Raw genomic sequence first — 20,630 nt, forward strand, 5'->3', positions numbered from 1 at the left:
GGGTCGGGACTCTCCGCGACCACACCCTCCGCAACCACACCCTCCACGACCGGCTCGCCTCGCTGCGCGCCGGCACGGGCGAGCCCCGCGACAGCACACCCGTCGCACGCCCCACTCATGCGCTGATCCCCCTTCGCAGGAAGAGCGCGCGACCGACATGATCGACGTCCGGTGACGAGGCGCCGTCGAGATCGGCAAGGGTCCATGCAAGGCGCAGCGTGCGATCGTAGCCGCGCATGGTGATGCCGCCGCGCTCCAGCGCACGGTCGAGGGGTGCGATCGCTGTGGCGCCGAGCCGACGCTCCCCGGACCGCAGCCAGCTCCCGGCGGCGTCGGCGTTGCGCACCCACCCCGTTCCCCGGAGGCGCTCGGCCGCGCGGGCTCGCGCCGACTCGACACGTGCCCGCAGCTCACTGCTGGTCGAGCCCGGCGCGTGCAGGTCCGACGCAGCGTGCAGGGCGGCCAGCCCCAGGCGCCGCACGGTCAGACGGATGTCGACGCGGTCCATCAACGGCCCGGACATCCGCGCCAGGTAGCGCCGTCTGGCCATCGGCGAGCAGGTGCACTCCGCGTCCGCCGAACCGTAGTGACCACACGGACAGGGGTTCGACGCGAGCACCAGCTGGAACCGAGCAGGAAACGAGGCGGCCCCGCTCGCGCGATGGATGGTGATGCTCCCGTTCTCGAGAGGTTGACGGAGCGCATCGAGCACGGACGGCGGGAACTCCGCAGCCTCGTCGAGGAAGAGCACGCCGTGCGTGGCGCGGACGATCGCGCCGGGTGTGATCCGTCCGCTTCCGCCGCCCACCAGCGAAACCGCCGACGCCGTATGGTGCGGAGCTTCGAATGGCGGCCGGCGGACGAGCTCGGCACCGACACCCAGCCCGGTGAGCGAACGGATGCACGTCGCCTCCAGAGCCTCGGCTCCGGCCAGGTCGGGCAGCAGCGACGGCAGGCGGCGGGCGAGCATCGTCTTGCCCGCCCCCGGCGGTCCGACCATCGCCAGATGGTGGCCGCCGGCCGCCGCGGCGACCAGAGCCTCGACGGCCTCGCCATTGCCGGACACGTCCGCCATGTCCGGCTCCCGTGCGGCGCGCTGCTCCGCCACCGCAGGGAGGACCGGATCCTCCTCCACCGGATCGAGCTCGGCGCCGTGCACGATGGCCGCTGCGCGCAACCCCGTCACACCCACGACCTCGATCCCGTCCACCAGGGACGCCTCGTCGAGGTTGCCCGCCGGCACGAGCACCCGGTCGAACCCGGCTTCCCGCGCGGCCAGCACGGCGGGGAGCACCCCCGCCACAGGACGCAGCCGTCCGTCGAGGCCGAGCTCGCCCAGATGCACCGCGCGCGCCGCCGGTGCCGGAGGCACGACCCCCGCCGCCGACAGCGCCGCGACCGCGATGGCGAGATCGAAACCGGAACCCTGCTTCGGCAGTGCGGCCGGCGACAGGTTGACCGTCAGCTTCTTCTGCGACAGCGAGCAGCCGGCGTTCACGGCGGCGGCGCCGACCCGCTTGCGCGACTCCCCCAACGCCGTGTCCGGCAGGCCGATCAGCACGAAGGCGGGCAGACCGGCCGAGATGTCGGCCTCCACTTCGACGACGTGCCCGCGCAGTCCGTCGAGCGCGATCGCGAACGTGCGTGCGAGAGCCATCAGGCGATCCCGGTGAGGTGCTCGACAACCGGCCGATCGCTCCACGCGTCGGTCACAGCGATCGCATCGATGCGGACGGCCACGGCCCCGGGCTCCCGTTCGCGGCACCAGGCGGCCGCGAGCCGCCGCAGCCGTGCGGCTTTGCGCGACGTGATCGCCTCGAACGGGTGCCCGAACGTCAGCGACGACCGGGTCTTCACCTCCACGAACACCAGGGTGGTGCCGTGTCGGAGCACGAGGTCGAGCTCCCCCGATGGGCACCGCCAGTTGCGGTCGATGAGCGTGTACCCGTTCTCGTGCAGCCACTCGGCCGCGACCTGCTCGCCGCGACGCCCCAATTCGTCTTTCTCAGCCATGTCAACCTCCGCCTCCAGCCTCGGCGGTGGGGCCGGTCGGCGGAGCGGAGAGGACGGATCTGTGGAAAGACGGCGGTGGGGGGGCGCCTGTGAACAGGTCGGGGGCGAGCGATCAGGCGCTCACGACCCCGCGACGATCACTCGTCGAGCGCGAGCTCCTTGGGCAGCTCGAACTCCTTCGAGGACAGCTCCTCGATGTTGACGTCCTTGAACGTCAGGACCCGCACCGACTTCACGAAGCGGTCGGCCCGGTACACGTCCCACACCCAGACGTCGTTCATGGTCAGCTCGAAGTAGAAGTCGTGCTCCGTATCGCGGCGCACGAACTCCACCTCGTTCGCCAGATAGAAACGGCGTTCCGTCTCGATCACATACTTGAACTGCGAGACGACGTCCCGGTACTCGCGATACAAAGCCAACTCGACCTCGCGGTCGTAGTCGTCGAACTCGTCATCATCCATCGTCCGTCAAGTCTATGCCGCTGAGGCGACTCGCGCGTCGGTCGCGGTCACGCTGTGGACGAACCGACGGACCAGGTCACTCCGGGATGTCGATCAGAGCCGGCTGTTTGAGCCACGTCATCCGGTGCAGTGCGCTCGGACCGAGCTCCGCGATAGCGGCGAAGTGCTCCGGGGTCGAGTACCCCTTGTTGCTGGCCCAGCCGTAGCCCGGATACTCCGAGTCGTGCGCGATCATCATCCGGTCGCGGTGCACCTTGGCGATGACCGAGGCGGCGGCGACGGAGGCGCAATCCCGGTCGGCCTTGATCCGGGTGACCACCCTCGCCGGCCGCATCAATGCCGGGTTCAGGTAGTCGTAGTTGCCGTCGAGGATGAGGGTGCTGTCGTGCACGACGGCGCCCTGCTGCTCCAGCTGGGCGAGGGCGCGGGCTCCGGCCAGACCCAGGCAGCGCATGATCCCGAGAGCGTCGACCTCGGCCGCCGTCGCAAGACCGACCGCGTGATGCATGGCCCATCGACGGCATAACGGCTCGAGCGACTCCCGCACCGGCTCGGGGAGCAGCTTGGAGTCGCGCAGTCCCGGCGGGATCCGCTTGACGGCCGTGTCGATGACGACCATCCCGACAGCGACCGGCCCCGCGAGCGCTCCACGGCCGACCTCGTCGACGGCGACGATGGACGTGACGCCCTCGCGGTAGAGGGCCTTCTCGAACCGCAGTGACGGCGACACCGGGGTCATCATGCGTTCCTCGTCCTCCGCCCTCTCGATCTGCGGGAAGCTCGTTCCATTGTCACTCATCGCCGGCGGACGATCGAACACGACGCGGTCAGCCGCTCCGGACACGACGAAGCCCCCGATCCACGAGGGGTCGGGGGCTTCGGAAGCGCTGGGAGGCGGAGATCAGTTCTCGCGCTTCTCCTTGATCTTCGCCTTCTTGCCGCGGAGCTCGCGCAGGTAGTAGAGCTTCGCGCGACGCACGTCACCGCGGGTGACGACCTCGATCTTGTCGATGACCGGGGAGTGCACGGGGAAGGTGCGCTCGACGCCCACCTGGAAGCTGATCTTGCGGACCGTGAAGGTCTCGCGGACGCCCTCGCCGGAGCGGCCGATGACGACGCCCTGGAAGACCTGGACGCGAGAGCGGGTGCCCTCGATGATGTTCACGTGCACCTTGACGGTGTCGCCGGCGCGGAACTCGGGGATGTCCTGCTTGAGGGACGCGGCGTCGAGCTGGTCGAGGATGTGCATGGGGTGTTCGCTCTCTGTACCCGCCACAGGTCGGGGACGGACTCGGGGCCGGCTCCGATCAGGAGTTCCGGCCGTCTGGGTTCGGTCAGTGGGTGTCCGCGAGAAATGCTGGCTCCCCTATGGCAGGGCCTGGCCGCGGCACAAGGGTCAATTCTGCCATGCGCAGCACGGGTTTGCCAAAGCGTCCCGAATCGATGGAGGAGACGGCCGGACGATCGAGCCGGAATTCACTCGCGCTCGCGGCGCTCCTCGATCACGATGTACTCGCCTCCGTCGACGGACTCGCCCGGCGGTTGCGGCACCTGGCGGGGCTGCGCCGCCCGCTGATAGGCCTCGAACGTCATCGCGACCCGTGCCCGGGTCTCGGTGAGGAGCTCCCACAGCACGACCCAGAAGATGGCGATGAACAGCAGGATGCCGAGCACGGCGAGCCACCCGGTCACGCCGGCCGGGAAGAAACCGAACGCGATGATGGCCAGGTGCCAGGCGCCGAACAGGCCGACGTCGTACCAGGAGACCGCCCGGCTCTCACGCACGCTGCGCCGTGCCATCACCATCCCGCCGACGACGAGCATGGCGACGAAGAGGATGGGGCACAGCAGCAGGAGGCCGAGGAACGACCATCCGCTCCCCTGGCTGAAGGCGGCCCAGCCGACCAGCAGCCACGCCGGGAGCACCACGGCGGACGGGAAGAGCCACCAGTAGAACGCCTTGCGGATGATCACGCGCCCAGCGTAGCCGGGGCCGGCTGTGCTGCGGCTGCGCATTTCCCGGACGCCCACCTGCGAGACTGGAGGGGTCCGACACCGAGAGGAGCCCCCGTGATCGAGCTGAGGACCCCCGCCGAGATCGAGCAGATGCGACCGGCCGGCCGCTTCGTCGCCGACGTGCTCGCGCAGACGGCCGCGGCGGCCCACGTCGGCGTCAACCTTCTGGAGCTGGACGCGCTCGCGCACGACCTCATCCGCCGGCGCGGCGCCGAGTCCTGCTACATCGACTACCACCCGTCCTTCGGCGCGAGCCCGTTCGGAAAGGTGATCTGCACGTCCGTCAACGACGCGGTGCTGCACGGCCTCCCGCACGACTACCGGCTGCAGGACGGCGATCTGCTGACCCTCGACTTCGCCGCGAGCGTCGACGGCTGGGTGGCCGACTCGGCCGTGAGCCTGGTGGTCGGGACGCCGCGCGACGAGGACCTCCGGCTCATCGACACGACCAGACGGGCGCTCACGGCCGGCATCCAGGCGGCGCAGCCCGGGGGGCGCATCGGCGACATCTCGGCGGCGATCGCCGCGGTCGCGCACGCGGAGGGCTACTCGATCAACACGCAGTTCGGCGGCCACGGCGTCGGCCGGACGATGCACGGCGACCCGCACATCTCGAACGACGGACGCGCCGGCCGCGGCTACCCGCTGCGCCCGGGACTCGTCGTCGCGATCGAGCCGTGGTTCCTCGAGACCACCGACGAGATCTACACCGACCGCGACGGCTGGACGCTCCGCAGCGCGGACGGATCGCGCGGCGCCCACTCCGAGCACACCGTCGCGATCACCGACGACGGCCCCCTCGTCCTCACGGCCCCCTGACTCACGCCGACCCACCGTCGAGTCCGCATAAATTGCACGCCGACCACCCCGAGAGCGTGCAATTTCTGCGGACTCGACGGTGGGGACGGGAGTGGAGGCAGGTCAGGGCAGGAGGTCGGGGCGGACGGCGCGCGTGCGCTCCAGCTGCTGCTCGCGACGCCACGCGTCGACGGCGCCGTGGTTGCCGGAGAGCAGCACGGGGGGCACCTCCCGTCCGCGCCACACCGCGGGCTTGGTGTAGCTGGGGTACTCGAGCAGGCCGTCCTCGTGCGACTCCTCGACCAGACTCTCCGGGTTGCCGACGACGCCGGGGATGAGCCGGCCGACCGCTTCGATCATCGCCATCGTCGCGACCTCCCCGCCGTTGAGCACGTAGTCGCCGATGCTCATCAGCCGCACCCGCGCACGCGCCGCGGTGTCGTCGAAGACGCGCTGATCGATCCCCTCGTAGCGCCCGCACCCGAACACCAGGTGCTGCTCCTGCGCCAGCTCGCGCGCGATCGACTGCGTGAAGACCTCGCCGGCGGGCGACGGGAAGATGACGACAGGATCGGCCGCGCCGTCGAGGATGCCGTCGAGCGCCTCGCCCCACGGCTCCGGCTTCATGACCATCCCGGCTCCCCCGCCGTACGGGGTGTCGTCGACCGTCCGGTGACGGTCGTGCGTGTGGTCGCGCAGATCGTGGACGCCGAGCTCGATGAGACCCGACTGCCGGGCCTTGCCGAGCAGCGAGATGTCGAGCACATCGAAGAAGGTCGGGAAGATCGTGACGATGTCGATGCGCATACGGAGAGTCTAGGAGGGCCCCGCTAGGCCGGGACGACCGCCAGCTCGCGGTCGCGCGGCACCAGCGGTGTCGCCACCGCCGGGCACAGCGCGACGACCGCGAAGGCGATCGGATAGCCGACCCACCCGATCAGCGCACCGACGGCCGGCCCGACGACCGATGCGGCGAGGAACTGGCCGGTGTTCTGCGCTCCGAGCGCCCGCCCCGACCAGAACGGCCCGGCGATCTCGGCGACCGACGTGTACGCCAGACCGTTGTCGGCGACCGTGACGATCGCCGCGACGATGAGGATGACGGCCGCAGGCACCGAGCCGAGGGCGGAGGCCGCCGCCATCAGCAGCATCACGCCGACCGCGCACACGCTGACCCACCGGAGCGGTCGGAGGTGGCTGCCGACCCGGTCGCTGAGCACTCCGACGCCGATCCGGCCGATCGCCCCGGCGAACTGGCTGACACCGATCACGATGCCCGCGGCGAGCGACGAGAAATGCAGCTGCGACACCAGCCAGACCAGCCCGAACGTCGAGACCGTGAACTGCGGGACGACGAGCAGCATGGAGACGGCATGGATGCGCCACAGCAGCGACGTCTCGCGGTACGGCCGCCAGACGGCCTGGGGATGCGCGTCCTCCCCCGCGGGCGCCTTCCGCGGCGGCCGGGGCGGGTCGACGATACCGATCGCGCACAGCACAGCGGACACCCCGCAGAGCGCGGCAGGCACGACGAGCGCTGCCGCGATTCCGCCGGACGCGGCGAGCAGAGGGACGCTGACCGCGGCGATCGCGACCCCGAGCGGCTGGCACATCTGGCGGATGCCCATGGCGAGACCGCGGCGTTCCTTCGGGAACCAGCCGATCACCACGCGCCCGCTCGCCGCGTTCGGGCTGGCCGACGCCATCCCTCCCACCAGGAACAGGGCACCGAGCGCCAGGTAGGAGTCGACGAACATGGCGGCGACGGCCGCGAGAGCGGTGACGGCCAGACCCGACGCGATGACCCACCGCTCGCCGATCCGGTCGCTGAGAGCACCCCACGCGATCAGGGTCAGAACGAGGCCGAGGGTCGGCGCGGACGCCAGCAGACCGGCCTGGGCGAGGCTCAGGCCGCGCTCGGTGTGCAGCAGCGGGATGAGGAACGCCGGCGTCGAGACGAAGACGGTCGAGCTCGCCTGGGCGGTGACGCCGAAGGCCAGCATGAGCCACGGGCGGGGACGGCGCACGGTTCCGCTGAACATGGGTATACCCTAGCGGTATACCAAGCCGGTATCCCAAAGGAGCGTCATGTCCGAGCATCTGCCCGTCGCCGAGACGTCCCGCGTCTACGACCGCCTCCGCTCCCAGATCCTCGACCTCGACCGGGTGCCAGGCTCCCGGCTCACCGAGCGCGGCCTGGAGGCCGAGCTCGGAGCCTCCCGCACTCCCCTGCGCTCCGCCCTCATGCGGCTGGAGTCCGAGGGGCTCGTCGGCAGGGACGGACGCGGCTGGCAGGTCACGCCGATCGATCTGGCCGAGATCGCGCGCCTGAGCGAGTTCCGGGACGCGGTCGAATCCGCGGCGGTGCGGCTCAGCTGCGCGCGCGCCTCCGACGCGGAGATCGCGGAACTGGCCGAGCACCTGGGCCGATCGGCCGGCGACCGCTCCCCCGACGGCGCCGTCCGAGCAGGGACGGACTTCCATGTCCGGCTCGCCGCCCTCTCGGGCAACGCCTTCTTCGCGGACGCCGTCGACGACGCGATGACCCGGCTGGCCCGCGCGCGCTGGCTGGTCGCCCGCGACGAGCATGCCGCCGACGAGCACCGCGAGATCCTCGCCCTCGTCGCGGCGCGCCGGGCGGACGAGGCCGCTGCGCGCATCCACGAGCATGTCGTCGGCACCCACGACCGGCTGGTGGCCGCACTGGGCGCCGACGCGCGCTCGCTGCGCGGACGCGGACTCGCGATCGTCTCCTGAGCCACGGGCACGGTCCCGGCGCAGACGAAAGAGGGCGACCCGCGCGGGTCGCCCTCTTTCGATGTCGTTCAGTCCTCGGACGGCGCCTGTTCCGGCTCGTCCTCCGCGCCGGCGGGCTCGCCTTCCGGCTCCGGATCGTCGTCCGGCAGCTCCTCGAAGAGCCCGGCAGGCGGCGTGAGCGTCACTGTCCCTGCGGCGATGTCGACCTCCGGCACGATCGCCTTCACGAACGGGACGAGCACTTCGCCGCCGGCCGTCGCGATGGCGAGCAGATCCTGCGCCGGGAGGTGATCGACGCGGGCGACGCGCCCGACGGTCACCCCGTCGCGCACCGCGTCGAGGCCGACCAGCTGGTGGTCGTACCAGGCGTCGTCCTCATCGGGGAGCTGCGCGGCGTCCTGGCTGACCCAGAGGATCGCCTTGGCCAGCGTCTCGGCTTCGGTGCGGTCGTCGACACCGGCGAAGAATCCGACCGGGTGGCCGTTGTACCAGCGCAACTCGCGGAGCTCGAGCGTCTTGCCGTGCCACTTGGATGCGGTGGGCACCTGCAGGGTGAACACGGCGCCCGGCACGAACCGCTTCTCCGGTTCGTCGGTGAAGAGCTCCAGTTTGAGCGCGCCCTTGAGGCCGTGCGCCTTCGTGAGGCGCCCGACGCGCAGCTCGGTCTGACCGGGCCGGGGGGCGACCTCCTTGCGAGGCAGTTTGTGGTCCGCCACCTCAGTCGTCGACGACGTCGACACGGACGCGCCGGCCGTCGGCCAGCGCAGCGACCAGGGTGCGGAGAGCCTTCGCCGTGCGGCCGGACCGGCCGATCACCCGGCCGAGGTCCTCGGGGTTCACACGAACCTCGAGGACCTCGCCACGCGGAGAGCTCTTGGCCACGACGTGGACGTCGTCAGGGTGATCGACGATCCCCTTGACCAGATGCGTGAGCGCGGGTGCGAGCAAGACGTCAGGCCTTCTCGTCGGATGCGTCGTCCGCGATGGCCTCGGCCTCGGCGACGACGTTGGCCTCGGCGGCCTCCTCGCGCTCGACCTCGGCCTCGACGACGGCCTCCGCCTCGGCGGTGACGTCGGCGGGCTTCTCGGACTTGGGCTTGAGGACCGGCTTCTTCTTCTCGTCCGCGACGAACTCGGCCTTGCCCTCGGCGACCTTGACGGTGCTCACGGCGTTCTTGTCGCCCTTGAAGCGACCCCAGTCGCCGGTGAGCTTGAGCAGCGCGGTGACCTGCTCGGTCGGCTGGGCGCCGACGCCGAGCCAGTACTGCGCGCGCTCGGAGTCGACCTCGATGCGCGAAGGCTCCTCGGTCGGGTGGTACAGACCGATCTCCTCGATCACGCGACCATCGCGCTTGGTGCGCGAGTCGGCGACGACGATGCGGTAGTAGGGAGCGCGGATCTTGCCCAGGCGCTTCAGACGGATTTTGACAGCCACGATTCTCCTGTGTGAATGGATGAGTTGTATCGAACTGACTGCCGTGGGCGTGGGGGCACACGCGGCAGGAGGTCTTTGTTCGTCCGCCGCACCGGATAGAGGGTCGGGTACGTCGAACTCAACTAGCTATTCTGTCAGATACTGCGCTGCTTTGAACAATCGGACGGATGGAACGACCGCATGCAGATCGATTTCTCGGAGTCCGAGCGCTCCACCGTGGGCATCGAGTGGGAGATCGCCCTCGTCGACGGCGCGACGGGCGACCTCGTCCAGATCGCCGACGAGGTGCTGCGCGAGCTGGGAACGCCCGACGGGCGCGAGCACCCCCAGATCACCCACGAGCTGCTGATGAACACGGTGGAGCTGGTCAGCCGCGTCCACCGCACGGTGCCGGCGGCGATCACCGATCTCCAGGAGCTCATCGGCCTGGTGCGCGAGGTGACGGATCCCCTCGGCGTCGAGCTGATGTGCGCGGGGACGCATCCGTTCGCGCAGTGGTTCGACCAGAAGGTGACGCCGAACGAGCGGTACGACCGTCTGCTCGACCGCACCCAGTGGTGGGGGCGGCAGATGATGATCTGGGGCGTGCACGTGCACGTCGGCATCGACTCGGTCGACAAGGCGCTGCCGATCGTCAACGGCCTCCTGACCTACTACCCGCATCTCCAGGCGCTCAGCGCGTCCAGCCCGTTCTGGGCCGGAGCGCGCACCGGCTACGCCTCCAACCGCGCGCTCATGTTCCAGCAGCTGCCGACGGCCGGTCTGCCGTGGCAGTTCGGCACATGGGCCAACTACGAGGCGTACGTCGACGACCTGGTCGCCACGGGCGTCGTCGAGGACCACTCCGAGGTGCGCTGGGACATCCGCCCGTCGCCGAAGTGGGGAACGGTCGAGATGCGCGCGTGCGACGGGCTCTCCACGGCCGACGAAGTCGGCGCCGTCTCCGCGCTGATCCACTGCCTGACCGACCGGATGTCGGGGCAGCTGGACGCGGGAGTCGAACCGGTCACCCTGCAGCCCTGGTTCGTGCGCGAGAACAAGTGGCGCGCGGCCCGGTACGGCCTCGACGCCGAGATCATCCAGGCGCCGGACGGCAGCGAGCGTCTGGTCTCCGACTCCCTGCGCGAGCTGGTGGACGACCTGCAGCCGGAGGCCGAGCGGCTGGGATGCGTCGACGAGCTGTCGACGGTCCTCACCATCCTGGACACCGGCGCCAGCTACCAGCGGCAGCTCGCGGTGGCGGAGCAGAACGGCGGCAGCCTCCAGGCGGTGGTCAGCTCGCTGACGCACGAGCTGCGCTCGGGCCTGGCCCGCTGAGCCCCTCGGCGGCGAGCCGATCCACCGGCCGGCCAAAGCCGATCCATAGGGTCCAGGCGTACGGTGTTGCCATGCTCGCTCGACGCCCCCTCGCCGCAGCGGCCACAGCGATGACGGCCGCGCTCCTGGCTCTGACCGCCCTCTCGGGGTGCTCGTCGGCGACCGCCGCGTCCATCGCCGGCGTCGCGAAGTCGTCCGCCGCACACGAAGAGCACGTCGCCGTGATCGGGGACTCCATCGAGTCCGGACTGGGGCTCGATCCGTCCGAGGCGTGGCCGGCCCTCGTGGCCGCCGACCACGGCTGGCGGCTCGACAACCTCAGCGTTCCCGGCGCCGGCTTCGTCGCACAGGGGTCCGACGGTCACGACTTCTCCGCCCAGGTGGATGCCGCGATCGCCGCACGACCGGACCTCGTGCTGATCGGCGCATCGGACAACGATCTCGGCACCGACCCCGCCGAGCTGAGCGCCGCCATCCATTCGACGGTCGACCGTCTCGCATCGGCCCTGCCCGATGCCCGCATCGCGGGGTTCAACGCACTCAGCGGCCAGGCCGGGGACGACGAGCTCGCCGGCGGAGACGACGCACTGCGACAGGCGGTCATCGCCGCGGGCGGCACCTGGCTCGATCTAGGGCAGCCCTACCGGGGCAAGGCGGGGCTCGTGCAGGACGACGACGAGCACCCCACCCTGCCGGGTCAGCAGGCGATCGCGGCGGTGGTCGCGGACAAGCTGAACCTGTGAGAGCCGTTCGGGCGGGCCGCTTATGGTGGAACGCGTGAGGTCACGACGTCCCCGTTCCCCCCTGCTCGCCGCCTTTCTCGCCCTTGCCATCGGCACCGTGCTCAGCGCGTGCACGGCGTTCGGCGGCGCCTCCTCGCCGACCGTGGGGTCTCACTCGACGACCGCGCCCTCGCCATCGGCCACGGCCTCTCCGCGCACCGTGACCGCTGCCGCGATCGGTGATTCGATCGCGATCGGCTACGGCGTGCCGGCGAGCGACGCCTGGCCCCTTCTCGCGGCCGATCGGCTCGGCTGGACCTTGAACGACTTCGCGGAGAGCGGGGCCGGGTTCACTGTGCCCGGCCTCAACACGCACACCTTCGACGACCAGGTGAGCGCGGTGATCAGGCTGCATCCCGATGTCGTCATCGTCGGGGCGACGCGCAACGATGTGTCCGCCGCGACGCCCGCGTTGGATCGCGCGGCCCGCGCCGCGCTGCACCGGCTGCGGGACGCGCTCCCCCACGCGCGCATCATCGGCGTCAGCGCGCTGTGGGGCTCCGACCCGGCACCCGCGCAGGTCCCCGTGATCTCGCGGACCGTGCGGGAGGCGGTCCTCGACGTCGGTGGCTCGTGGGTGGAACTGGGCCAGCCGTTCGAGGGCCATCCCGGACTGCTGATCAGCGATCAGGTGCACCCCACGGTCGAAGGTCAACGGCTGATCGCGGGCGCCGTCGTTCGAGCCATCGACGCTGAGCGTTCCGACCACTGACGCGGGCTGCCTACCACCGGTGCGACACGCCAGGAAGCGACGCACAGCATTCTCGCAGGCTGGACCGTTTACCCTCGCACCCGTGCGCACCCTCACCCGACGCCGCTCGCGCCCGCTCAGGACCCGGCTCCCCCTGCTCGCGCCCGCGGCACTCACGGTGGCACTGATCGCCCTCGCCGGTTGCAGCTCCGCACCGTCTGCCCAGCCCGCCGCCGCCCAGGCGACCGCAGTCGCCGCACCCGCAGCGGGCAGTGCGGCGCGCGACGCCTCCGGCGTCGTCGACGCGGTCGCGATCGGCGACTCGATCGCGTTCGGAAAGGGCGTCACGGCCGATCAGGCGTGGCCCGCCCTCGTCTCGGAGGCACATGGCTGGCAGCTCACCGACCTCGCGGTGTCGGGCTCCGGCTTCGTCAAGCCGGGGTGGAACGGCACGACCTACCGTCAGCAGGTCGATGCGGCGCTCCGCCTCCATCCGCAGGTGATCCTGCTCGCCGCGACGCGCAACGACCGCGAGCAGGACCCGGCCGCCGTGACCACGAACGCCGAGCGGATGCTGCGCGAACTCCGCGAGCGCTTCCCGGAGGCCACGATCGTCGGCATCACCGGGGTCTGGGGCTCGGACCAGCCCCCCGCGACCATGACCCGCGTCGACGAGATCGTCGGTGACGCGGTGCGCGGGGTCGACGGCACCTGGCTCGACATCGGCTTCCCGCTCGTCGGGCACCCGGAGCTGCTGCAGGCGGACGGCATCCACCCGAACGCGGCCGGCCAGAAGGTCGTCGCCCGGACCATCGAGTCGAAGCTCCAACCGCTCAACCTGGCGCTGTAACCGCCGGCCGGCCGGGGCACGCGACCGGGCGGAACTCCTCCGGTCCGCCGCGGATCAGCGGCCGAGGAACTTCTGCAGCGCGGCCAGCTCCTCTTCGGACGGCCCGCCCGCCGGCGCTCCCTGCGGCGCAGCAGCAGCAGCACCGCCGCCGAGGCCGAACCCGCTGCCGCTCGGCGACGCGCCGCCGGTCGTGACGCCGGCCGCAAGGGCGGCGTTCTCCGCCGCCCGCTTGGCCGGGTTGCCGGAGCGCGAGCCCTTCTTCTTGTTCTTCTGCTGCTTGCGGCCGGCGTACGAGGCTCCGGGGATGGGCCCCATGCCCGGGACGTTCGGCACACCGCCCTTCGCAACCGTCTTCATCATCTTCGCGGCCTGCTCGAAGCGGTTGACGAGTTGGTTCACCTCGGTGACCGTCGAGCCGGAGCCCTTCGCGATGCGGAGCCGGCGGGAGCCATTGAGCAGCTTCGGGTTGGTGCGCTCGGCCTTCGTCATCGACTGGATGATGGCCTCCGTCCGCACGATCTCGCGCTCGTCGAACTGGTCGAGCTGCTGCTTCATCTGGCCGGCGCCGGGCAGCATGCCCATCATCTTCTTGATCGACCCCATGTTGCGCAGCTGCTGCATCTGCTTGAGGAAGTCGTCGAGGGTGAAGGAGTCGGTCGCGAACTTCTCGGCGACCTTGCGCGCCTCATCCTCGTCGAAGGCCTGCTGGGCCTGCTCGATCAGCGTGAGGATGTCACCTAAATCGAGGATGCGCGACGCCATGCGGTCCGGGTGGAACGGCTCGAAGTCGTCGAGGTTCTCACCGGTGGAGGCGAAGATGATCGGACGGCCGGTGACGGAGGCCACCGACAGCGCCGCACCGCCACGGGCGTCGCCGTCGAGCTTCGAGAGCACGACGCCGGTGAAGTCGACGCCGTCCTGGAACGCCTTGGCGGTCGCCACCGCGTCCTGACCGATCATGGCGTCGATGACGAACAGCACCTCGTCGGGGTCGGTCGCCTTGCGGATGTCGGCCGCCTGCTTCATCAGCTCGGCGTCGACGCCGAGACGGCCGGCCGTGTCGATGACGACGGTGTCGTACTGCTTGGTCTCGGCGAACTTCAGGGCGTCCTTCGCCACCTTCACCGGGTTGCCGACGCCGTTGCCCGGCTCCGGCGCGAAGACGGGGACGCCGGCCTGTTCTCCGACGATCTGCAGCTGGGTCACGGCGTTGGGGCGCTGGAGGTCGGCGGCGACCAGCAGCGGGGTGTGCCCGTCCTTCACCAGCCACTTGCCGAGCTTGCCGGCGAGCGTCGTCTTTCCGGCGCCCTGGAGGCCGGCGAGCATGATGACCGTCGGGGGCCGCTTCGCGAACTGCAGGCGGCGCTGCTGGCCGCCCAGGATGCCGACGAGCTCCTCGTTGACGATCTGCACGACCTGCTGAGCCGGGTTGAGAGCCTTGTTGACCTCGTCGCTCAGCGCGCGCTCGCGCACCTTGGCGGTGAAGTCCTTGACCACCGGGAGCGCCACGTCGGCGTCGAGCAGGGCGCGGCGGATCTCGCGCACGGTGCCGTCGACGTCCGCCGGCGACAGCTTGCCCTTGGTGCGCAGATTCTTGAAGGTGTCCGCAAGACGGTCGGAGAGCGTGCCGAAAGTAGCCATGATCCCGTCATTCTACCGGGCGACGATGGCTGAGCGTCGTGAGCGCCCGTCAGTCGCCCGACGTCTCGACCGAGACGACATCGCCGCGGATGTCGAAGGCGACCGTGAGCAGCGCATCCGTCTCGTCCGGGGCGATCGAGTAGTCGAACGTCGCGAACACCTCGTCCTCGTCGGAGTGGTCGGCCTGGATGACGACGCTCATCAGCTGGAGGGACCGCAGCACATCGATCGCGATGTCGCCCGAGTTGTAGACCAGCAGATCGACGAGGCTGTCGCCCAGCTTCTCGACGTGGTCGTCGATGTAGCTGGAGGTGGCGGACTGCCGGGAGCTCAGTTCGGCGATGAGCGCGTCGCGGGCGCGGGCGTCGAAGCCTTCCAGCGCCTGGATGAGTGCTGCCGCCGAGTCCAGGGCGAACTCCGGGACGCTGCTCTCGTCGTCGGCCAGGAGCTCGACCTCGACGGTCTGGTCGCCCAGCTCGACGGTGTCGTCCCATGCGAGTCCGCCGCTCGCCGTCTCGTCGATGAGGCCGAAGAAGTCGTGCTCGATCGCCATGCCGCGCCTCCCTATCCCACCAGCTGCTGTGCGAAGACGTGCGGCGTGAAGCCGGTGAGGTCGTTGATGCCCTCGCCCTGGCCGACGAGCTTGATCGGGATGCCGGTGCGCTCCTGCACCGCGAGCACGAACCCGCCCTTCGCGGAGCCGTCCAGCTTCGTCAGCACCAGCCCGGTCACGCCCGCGTGCTCGAGGAAGGCCTCCGCCTGTGCCAGTCCGTTCTGCCCGGTCGTGGCGTCGAGGACGAGCAGCACTTCGGCGATCGGGGCCTGCTTCTCGACGACGCGCTTGATCTTGGAGAGCTCGTCCATCAGGCCGCCCTTGGTCTGCAGCCGGCCCGCCGTGTCGATGATGACGATCTCGGTGCCGTCGCGCTTGGCCTTCTCGACGGTCTGGAAGGCCACGGACGCCGGGTCCTGCCCCTGCTGCTGCGGCCGGACGATCTCGGCTCCCGCGCGCTCGGCCCAGGTCGCCAGCTGCTCGACGGCGGCGGCACGGAAGGTGTCGGCCGCGCCGACGACGACCGAGCGGTCGTAGGTCCGCAGGAACTTCGCGAACTTGCCGATCGTGGTCGTCTTGCCGACGCCGTTGACCCCGACGACCAGGACGATCGCCGGCCGCTCGCTCAGCTTCAGCGTGGTGTCGAGCTTCGACAGGCGCTCCTCGAGCGTCTCGCGCAGCATCCGCTGCAGATCCGCGGGGTCGGTGGTGTGGTACCGCTCCACCTTCGCGCGCAGGTCGTCGACCACGGCCTCGGTCACGTCCGGACCGAAGTCGGCCGTGATGAGCGCCGTCTCGAGGTCGTCCCAGGTGTCGTCGTCGATGGTCTTCTTGGCGAACAGCCCGCGCAGGGCGTTCGACAGAGACCAGGGGGTGCGGTCAGCCATGACACTCAGACTAGCCGCGGTTGTACGGTGTGCTCATGTACGCGCTCGTGGGGGTCTCGGCGGAGCTGGCGGAGCAGCTGGTCGCGATCGAGACCGGCGGGGAGGATGCCGTCCACCAGGCGCGCACGGGCGTCCGGCGGCTGCGCAGCATCCTGAGCGTGTACCGGCCGGCGTTCGACCGGGAGGCGCAGCGCGCGATGCGCGGGCGGTTGACCGGGCTCGGCGAGCGGCTCGGCCGGGTGCGCGACGCCGAGGTGCGCGCTCGCGACCTCGAGGGTCTGCTCGGCCCGGAATCGGCGCCGGAGCTGGTGGATGCGGTCGAGGCCATCGCCGCAGAGGCCCGCGCCGAGCACGAGCGCGAGCACGCGGCCCTGCTGCGGCACCTGCGCAGCCGGGCGCACCGCACGCTCCTCGCGGATCTGCAGCGGTTCGCCGCCGCTCCCCCGCTGGCGAAGCCCGGACGGAGGCACCCGCGACGGGTCGCCAGGAAGGGGCTGGCGAAAGCCGCCCGACGGGTGCGGAGGAACTCCGGCGAGAGCCTCGAGCAGCGGCACGAGACACGGAAGGCGGCGCGCCGGCTGCGGTACGCGGCGGAGGCCGTCGTCGACGACCTGGGACGGGAGGCCGTGCGGATCGCCGCGGCGGCGAAGGCGGTGCAGGATGCGCTCGGCGATCATCGCGACCTCGTCCTCCTGGCCCGTCACCTGCGCGACCGGGCCGACGCCAGGCGTCTCAGCGCCTCGGCCGCCGCCGGGATCGCCGTGCTGGCCGCCGAGTGCGACCAGCGGGCCGAGGAGCTCCTCGCCGGGCTGGACGAGAAGGTCGCCGCGATCGAAGCCGTGGCCGGGGAGTGACGGCTCCTGACCGGCCCTAGCTCGCCTTCTCCTGCGCGACGCGCTGGCCGACGACCGCGGAGACGCCGTCCTGGCGCATCGAGACGCCGTACAGGGCGTCCGCGATCTCCATCGTGCGCTTCTGGTGGGTGATGACGATCAGCTGGCTGCTCTCGCGGAGGTCCTCGAAGATCGTGAGCAGGCGGCCCAGGTTGGCGTCGTCCAGCGCCGCCTCCACCTCGTCCATGATGTAGAACGGGCTGGGCCGCGCCTTGAAGATCGCGATCAGGAGCGCAACGGCCGCCAGGGACCGCTCTCCGCCGGAGAGCAGCGAGAGCCGCTCGATCTTCTTGCCCGCCGGCTTCACCGACACCTCGATGCCGGTCGTCAGCAGGTCGTCCGGGTTGGTCAGGCTGATGCTGCCCTGCCCGCCCGGGAACAGGATCGGGAAGACCCGCTTGAATGCCTCCTCGGTGTCGGCGAACGCCGACTCGAAGATGGTCTGCATCCGCTCGTCGATGTCCTCGATGATCGTCAGCAGGTCTTTGCGGGTGTTGGTGAGGTCGGTGAGCTGCTCTGTGAGGAACTTGTGGCGCTGCTCCAGCGCGGCGAACTCCTCGAGGGCGAGCGGATTCACCCGGCCGAGCTGCGACAGCTTGCGCTCCGCCGCAGCCAGGCGCTTCTGCTGCTGCTCGCGTGAGAACGGGACGGTCTCGACCTCGGCGTCCGGCTCGCGCACCTCGTCGCGCGCCGGGTCCACGGGAACGGGCACCTCCGGCCCGTACTCGGCCACCAGCACATCCTCGACCAGGCCCAGCTCGCTGCCCGCCCGCTCCAGCAGGCTCGAGAGGTGCAGCTTCTTCTCGTAGATCTGTAGCTCCAGGCCGTGCACCGACTCGGTGATCGCCTGCAGCCTCTGGCGCACCGCGTCCTCATCGCGCCGCAGGGTCGACAGCTCGTCGTTGCGGCTGGCGCGCTCGGCCTCCGCCGTCGCGAGCTCCAGCCGTGCCTGGGCGACGGAGCGGTCGATCGATGCGAGGACGGCCGGGAGGGCCGCGATGACGCTCTCGGCGGCATCCAGCTGGCGACGCCGGATGACGGCGCGCCGGGCCGCCTCCTCGGCTGCGGCGCGCTCGGCCTCCAGCCGCCGGGCGAGCGCCACCCCGCGGGCCTCCTCCGCGCGGACGCGCTCCTTCGCCGTCTCGACCGCCAGGCGTGCCTCGACCTCGGCCTCGCGGGCGGCGTCCAGCTCGGTCGACAGGGCGTCGCGCGCGCTGACGTCGAGGATGGGACGCGGACGCGAACGAGCCGCCTCCAGCTCCGCCTTCGCCTTCTCCGCCGCCTGCTCGGCCTCGGAGACGCGCTCGCCCGCCTGCTCGAGCGCCCGGCTGAGCCGGTCGAACTCGGCCTGCGAGGCCTCCAGCTGCACCTTGAGCCGATTCACCTGCTCGGTCTGCGCCGCCAGCTTGGCGTCGAACTCGCGCAAGGTGGCGAGCGCGGCCTGCGACTGCTCCTTGGCGACCTGAAGAACGCCGCGCTGCTCGGCGAGGGCGAACTTCGCGCGGTCGATCAGCGAGGTGACCTCGGTGAGACGCTCCTGCGCGGCGTCGCGGTCGGCGATGAGCTCGATGCGGCTCTGCTTCGCGCCGGACCCGCCGCGCAGCACATGCTCGGTGAGCACGTCGCCGGAGGTCGTGATGATCGTGATCGGCCCGCCGGCGGACCGGCCGCCGAAGGCTGCGAACGCCCGGCGGGCGGAATCCAGGTCGTCGGCGATGGCGGTGAAGGCGAGGATGCCGCGTACGCCGTCCGGCGCATCCACCACACTCGTCGCCGGAACGACGCCGGCGATGCCGCCGAGATCGACGGTGGCGGCCGGTGCGTCCGCGATGACGACCTCGACCCTCCCGAGGTCGTCGGCCGCCGCGTGCGTCACCGCGGCGACGGCCGCATCCCGGTCGTCGGCGAGCACGGCGTCGGCGAGCGTGCCGAGGGCGGCGGCGATGGCCGCTTCGTACCCGGGATGGACGCGGATGTGCTCGGCCACGAGCCCGCGCACGCCCGGGAGGCGCGCGGCGACGAGGGCCGAGGATCCGTCCTTCTGGTCCAGCGCGAGCGAGAGGGCGCTGACCCGCGCCGCGAGGGCGTCGCGTTCGCGCTCCAGCGTGTGCAGCTCCTCCCGGAGCCGCTCGATCTCGCCCTCCGCCTCGAACACGGTCGCCTGCGCCAGCTCGTACGCCTCGTCGAGGTCGCCCTCGCCGACATCCGCGGTCGCGGCCTCCGCCTCTCGGGCGGCGAACTCGGCGCGGGCGCGTTCCCGGCGCTCGGTCGCGGCGTCCAGCGCGTTCTGCTGCCGCAGCACCTCGCCGCGGACCGCCGCCAGCCGCTGCGCCGCTGCGTCGGCCTGGCCGTTCAGCTTCGAGATCTCCAGGTCGTGACGGGAGACCAGCGCGCTCTGCGCCGCGATCTCCTCGTCCACCGCATCCAGGCGGGACCGGGCGCTCCGCGTCGCCGCCTGCGCCGCCGTCCACGCGGCCTCCGCCTCGACGACGACGCCGCGGAGGCGCTCGACCTCGTCACGGGCGTCCTGCACGTTCTGCGGGGTCACGCTCGGGCTCGCATCGGGCGCGTCGCCCTGGCTGCCCAGCAACGCCACCCGCTGGTTGGCGAGGGTGAACAGCCCGCGCAGCCGTTCCTGCACCGACTCCAGCGCGAACGCGGTGCTGCGCGCCGTGTCCACCGCGTCGCCCACGAGCGCCTGCTCCAGCCGGGTGCGGCGCAGCTGCTTCTGCTCCAGCTGCTCCTGCAGCACGATCTGCTCGCTGTGCCGCTCGGACTCCGTGCGGCCGTGATCGTCGAGCGTGCGGCGCAGGTTGACGACCTCGTCGGCGAGCAGCCGCGCCCGCGCATCCCGCACGACGGCGGCGATCGACTGCGCCTCGCGCGCGATCTCCGCCTGGTGCCCGAGGGGCTTGAGCTGACGGCGCACCTCCCCCGCCAGGTCGCTGAGCCGGGTCAGGTTGGTCTGCATGGCCTCCAGCTTGCGGAGGGTCTTCTCCTTGCGGCGGCGGTGCTTCAGGATGCCGGCCGCCTCCTCGATGAAACCCCGTCGGTCCTCCGGGCTGGCGTGCAGCACGGCGTCGAGCTGACCCTGGCCGACGATGACGTGCATCTCGCGGCCGAGACCGGAGTCGCTCAGCAGCTCCTGCACATCCAGCAGGCGGCAGGACTGCCCGTTGATCGCGTACTCGCTGCCGCCGTTGCGGAACAGGGTGCGCGAGATGGTCACCTCGGAGTACTCGATCGGCAGCGCTCCGTCGGCGTTGTCGATGGTCAGCTGCACCTCGGCCCGGCCGAGCGGACCGCGCGTGGCCGTCCCGGCGAAGATGACGTCCTCCATCTTGCCGCCGCGGAGCGTCTTGGCGCCCTGCTCGCCCATCACCCAGGCGAGCGCGTCGACCACGTTCGACTTACCGGACCCGTTGGGGCCGACGACGCAGGTGACGCCCGGCTCGAAGGCGAACGTCGTCGGCTGCGCGAACGACTTGAAGCCCTTGAGCGTCAGACTCTTCAAGTACACGCAGGCGAATTTACCG

General features: G+C 71.0%; 22 protein-coding genes. 7 read left to right on the top strand and 15 right to left on the bottom strand.

What is annotated here, in order from left to right; genetic code table 11:
* Nucleotides 1-115 precede the first annotated feature (115 nt).
* The 6 genes from BLW09_RS09745 to BLW09_RS09770 form a co-directional block, all read right to left on the bottom strand.
* Nucleotides 116-1,657 (bottom strand): YifB family Mg chelatase-like AAA ATPase, encoded by a 1,542-nt coding sequence (locus tag BLW09_RS09745; RefSeq protein WP_089911706.1) that lies wholly within the window; start codon nt 1,655-1,657, stop codon nt 116-118.
* Nucleotides 1,657-2,013: a YraN family protein gene (locus BLW09_RS09750; protein ID WP_089911710.1), complete on the bottom strand. Its 357-nt coding sequence runs from the start codon at nt 2,011-2,013 to the stop codon at nt 1,657-1,659. Before BLW09_RS09750 ends, BLW09_RS09745 begins: the two co-directional genes overlap by 1 nt.
* Before the next feature lie 137 nt (nt 2,014-2,150).
* Nucleotides 2,151-2,474: a DUF2469 family protein gene (locus tag BLW09_RS09755; protein ID WP_089911711.1), complete on the bottom strand. Its 324-nt coding sequence runs from the start codon at nt 2,472-2,474 to the stop codon at nt 2,151-2,153.
* A gap of 76 nt (nt 2,475-2,550) precedes the next feature.
* Nucleotides 2,551-3,273, bottom strand: coding sequence for a ribonuclease HII (locus tag BLW09_RS09760; RefSeq protein WP_089916782.1), 723 nt, complete (start codon nt 3,271-3,273; stop codon nt 2,551-2,553).
* Between the two features lie 102 nt (nt 3,274-3,375).
* Complete coding sequence (gene rplS / locus BLW09_RS09765; protein ID WP_089911714.1) at nt 3,376-3,723, bottom strand: 50S ribosomal protein L19; 348 nt, start codon at nt 3,721-3,723, stop codon at nt 3,376-3,378.
* A gap of 227 nt (nt 3,724-3,950) precedes the next feature.
* A complete protein-coding gene (locus BLW09_RS09770) occupies nt 3,951-4,448 on the bottom strand; it encodes a hypothetical protein (RefSeq protein ID WP_089916785.1) in 498 nt (165 codons plus the stop codon).
* A 96-nt stretch (nt 4,449-4,544) separates the two neighbouring features.
* On the opposite strand from BLW09_RS09770, the gene map reads away from it, so the two are divergent.
* Nucleotides 4,545-5,309 carry a type I methionyl aminopeptidase gene (map, locus tag BLW09_RS09775; RefSeq protein WP_089911717.1) on the top strand — a complete coding sequence of 255 codons (765 nt, stop codon included), beginning with the start codon at nt 4,545-4,547 and terminating at the stop codon, nt 5,307-5,309.
* Between the two features lie 102 nt (nt 5,310-5,411).
* On the opposite strand, the gene trmD is transcribed toward map, so the two are convergent.
* On the bottom strand, nt 5,412-6,095 hold the full coding sequence (gene trmD, locus BLW09_RS09780; RefSeq protein WP_089911721.1) for a tRNA (guanosine(37)-N1)-methyltransferase TrmD: 684 nt from the start codon (nt 6,093-6,095) through the stop codon (nt 5,412-5,414).
* A gap of 23 nt (nt 6,096-6,118) precedes the next feature.
* The gene (locus BLW09_RS09785; RefSeq protein ID WP_089911724.1) at nt 6,119-7,330 is read right to left on the bottom strand and encodes an MFS transporter; all 1,212 of its coding nucleotides are present in this window, start codon (nt 7,328-7,330) and stop codon (nt 6,119-6,121) included.
* A gap of 46 nt (nt 7,331-7,376) precedes the next feature.
* Between BLW09_RS09785 and BLW09_RS09790 the strand changes: the two genes are divergently transcribed.
* A complete protein-coding gene (locus BLW09_RS09790; protein ID WP_089911727.1) occupies nt 7,377-8,045 on the top strand; it encodes a GntR family transcriptional regulator in 669 nt (222 codons plus the stop codon).
* Between the two features lie 68 nt (nt 8,046-8,113).
* On the opposite strand, the gene rimM is transcribed toward BLW09_RS09790, so the two are convergent.
* Genes rimM through rpsP form a run of 3 tightly spaced genes read right to left on the bottom strand, consistent with a single transcriptional unit; the run spans nt 8,114 to nt 9,480 of the window.
* Nucleotides 8,114-8,761 (bottom strand): ribosome maturation factor RimM, encoded by a 648-nt coding sequence (rimM, locus tag BLW09_RS09795; protein WP_089911730.1) that lies wholly within the window; start codon nt 8,759-8,761, stop codon nt 8,114-8,116.
* A gap of 1 nt (nt 8,762) precedes the next feature.
* Entirely contained in the window at nt 8,763-8,993 is a 231-nt protein-coding gene (locus BLW09_RS09800; protein ID WP_018190686.1) for an RNA-binding protein, read from the bottom strand.
* 4 nt (nt 8,994-8,997) lie between these two features.
* Nucleotides 8,998-9,480: a 30S ribosomal protein S16 gene (rpsP, locus tag BLW09_RS09805; protein WP_089911733.1), complete on the bottom strand. Its 483-nt coding sequence runs from the start codon at nt 9,478-9,480 to the stop codon at nt 8,998-9,000.
* Nucleotides 9,481-9,660: 180 nt separating this feature from the next.
* Here rpsP and BLW09_RS09810 point away from each other — a divergent pair, with 180 nt between their 5' ends.
* From BLW09_RS09810 to BLW09_RS09825, 4 genes are all read left to right on the top strand, one after another.
* The gene (locus BLW09_RS09810; protein WP_089911736.1) at nt 9,661-10,797 is read left to right on the top strand and encodes a glutamate--cysteine ligase; all 1,137 of its coding nucleotides are present in this window, start codon (nt 9,661-9,663) and stop codon (nt 10,795-10,797) included.
* A 71-nt stretch (nt 10,798-10,868) separates the two neighbouring features.
* Nucleotides 10,869-11,540 (top strand): SGNH/GDSL hydrolase family protein, encoded by a 672-nt coding sequence (locus BLW09_RS09815; RefSeq protein ID WP_089911739.1) that lies wholly within the window; start codon nt 10,869-10,871, stop codon nt 11,538-11,540.
* A 34-nt stretch (nt 11,541-11,574) separates the two neighbouring features.
* Nucleotides 11,575-12,291 (top strand): SGNH/GDSL hydrolase family protein, encoded by a 717-nt coding sequence (locus BLW09_RS09820; protein ID WP_231946763.1) that lies wholly within the window; start codon nt 11,575-11,577, stop codon nt 12,289-12,291.
* 82 nt (nt 12,292-12,373) lie between these two features.
* Complete coding sequence (locus BLW09_RS09825) at nt 12,374-13,120, top strand: SGNH/GDSL hydrolase family protein (RefSeq protein WP_089911742.1); 747 nt, start codon at nt 12,374-12,376, stop codon at nt 13,118-13,120.
* Between the two features lie 54 nt (nt 13,121-13,174).
* On the opposite strand, the gene ffh is transcribed toward BLW09_RS09825, so the two are convergent.
* Genes ffh through ftsY form a run of 3 tightly spaced genes read right to left on the bottom strand, consistent with a single transcriptional unit; the run spans nt 13,175 to nt 16,201 of the window.
* Nucleotides 13,175-14,761, bottom strand: a complete 1,587-nt coding sequence (ffh, locus tag BLW09_RS09830; protein WP_089911745.1) for a signal recognition particle protein — start codon at nt 14,759-14,761, stop codon at nt 13,175-13,177.
* A 49-nt stretch (nt 14,762-14,810) separates the two neighbouring features.
* On the bottom strand, nt 14,811-15,314 hold the full coding sequence (locus BLW09_RS09835; protein ID WP_089911747.1) for a DUF2004 domain-containing protein: 504 nt from the start codon (nt 15,312-15,314) through the stop codon (nt 14,811-14,813).
* Between the two features lie 11 nt (nt 15,315-15,325).
* Nucleotides 15,326-16,201 carry a signal recognition particle-docking protein FtsY gene (ftsY, locus tag BLW09_RS09840; protein WP_089911749.1) on the bottom strand — a complete coding sequence of 292 codons (876 nt, stop codon included), beginning with the start codon at nt 16,199-16,201 and terminating at the stop codon, nt 15,326-15,328.
* Nucleotides 16,202-16,236: 35 nt separating this feature from the next.
* Here ftsY and BLW09_RS09845 point away from each other — a divergent pair, with 35 nt between their 5' ends.
* Nucleotides 16,237-17,055 carry a CHAD domain-containing protein gene (locus BLW09_RS09845; protein ID WP_231946765.1) on the top strand — a complete coding sequence of 273 codons (819 nt, stop codon included), beginning with the start codon at nt 16,237-16,239 and terminating at the stop codon, nt 17,053-17,055.
* 16 nt (nt 17,056-17,071) lie between these two features.
* Here BLW09_RS09845 and smc read toward each other — a convergent pair whose 3' ends face one another.
* The gene (smc, locus tag BLW09_RS09850) at nt 17,072-20,614 is read right to left on the bottom strand and encodes a chromosome segregation protein SMC (protein ID WP_089911754.1); all 3,543 of its coding nucleotides are present in this window, start codon (nt 20,612-20,614) and stop codon (nt 17,072-17,074) included.
* Nucleotides 20,615-20,630 lie beyond the last annotated feature (16 nt).

This window comes from Leifsonia sp. 21MFCrub1.1 (assembly GCF_900107895.1).
Classification (GTDB): Bacteria; Actinomycetota; Actinomycetes; order Actinomycetales; family Microbacteriaceae; genus Leifsonia; species Leifsonia soli.

What these genes read in the sequence shown, in the direction of transcription:
- BLW09_RS09745 (WP_089911706.1), bottom strand. Translation starts at nt 1,657, where the DNA reads ATGGCTCTCGCACGCACGTTCGCGATCGCGCTCGACGGACTGCGCGGG.
- BLW09_RS09750 (WP_089911710.1), bottom strand. Translation starts at nt 2,013, where the DNA reads ATGGCTGAGAAAGACGAATTGGGGCGTCGCGGCGAGCAGGTCGCGGCC.
- BLW09_RS09755 (WP_089911711.1), bottom strand. Translation starts at nt 2,474, where the DNA reads ATGGATGATGACGAGTTCGACGACTACGACCGCGAGGTCGAGTTGGCT.
- BLW09_RS09760 (WP_089916782.1), bottom strand. Translation starts at nt 3,273, where the DNA reads ATGAGTGACAATGGAACGAGCTTCCCGCAGATCGAGAGGGCGGAGGAC.
- rplS (WP_089911714.1), bottom strand. Translation starts at nt 3,723, where the DNA reads ATGCACATCCTCGACCAGCTCGACGCCGCGTCCCTCAAGCAGGACATC.
- trmD (WP_089911721.1), bottom strand. Translation starts at nt 6,095, where the DNA reads ATGCGCATCGACATCGTCACGATCTTCCCGACCTTCTTCGATGTGCTC.
- BLW09_RS09785 (WP_089911724.1), bottom strand. Translation starts at nt 7,330, where the DNA reads ATGTTCAGCGGAACCGTGCGCCGTCCCCGCCCGTGGCTCATGCTGGCC.
- BLW09_RS09790 (WP_089911727.1), top strand. Translation starts at nt 7,377, where the DNA reads ATGTCCGAGCATCTGCCCGTCGCCGAGACGTCCCGCGTCTACGACCGC.
- BLW09_RS09810 (WP_089911736.1), top strand. Translation starts at nt 9,661, where the DNA reads ATGCAGATCGATTTCTCGGAGTCCGAGCGCTCCACCGTGGGCATCGAG.
- BLW09_RS09815 (WP_089911739.1), top strand. Translation starts at nt 10,869, where the DNA reads ATGCTCGCTCGACGCCCCCTCGCCGCAGCGGCCACAGCGATGACGGCC.
- ffh (WP_089911745.1), bottom strand. Translation starts at nt 14,761, where the DNA reads ATGGCTACTTTCGGCACGCTCTCCGACCGTCTTGCGGACACCTTCAAG.
- BLW09_RS09835 (WP_089911747.1), bottom strand. Translation starts at nt 15,314, where the DNA reads ATGGCGATCGAGCACGACTTCTTCGGCCTCATCGACGAGACGGCGAGC.
- ftsY (WP_089911749.1), bottom strand. Translation starts at nt 16,201, where the DNA reads ATGGCTGACCGCACCCCCTGGTCTCTGTCGAACGCCCTGCGCGGGCTG.
- BLW09_RS09845 (WP_231946765.1), top strand. Translation starts at nt 16,237, where the DNA reads ATGTACGCGCTCGTGGGGGTCTCGGCGGAGCTGGCGGAGCAGCTGGTC.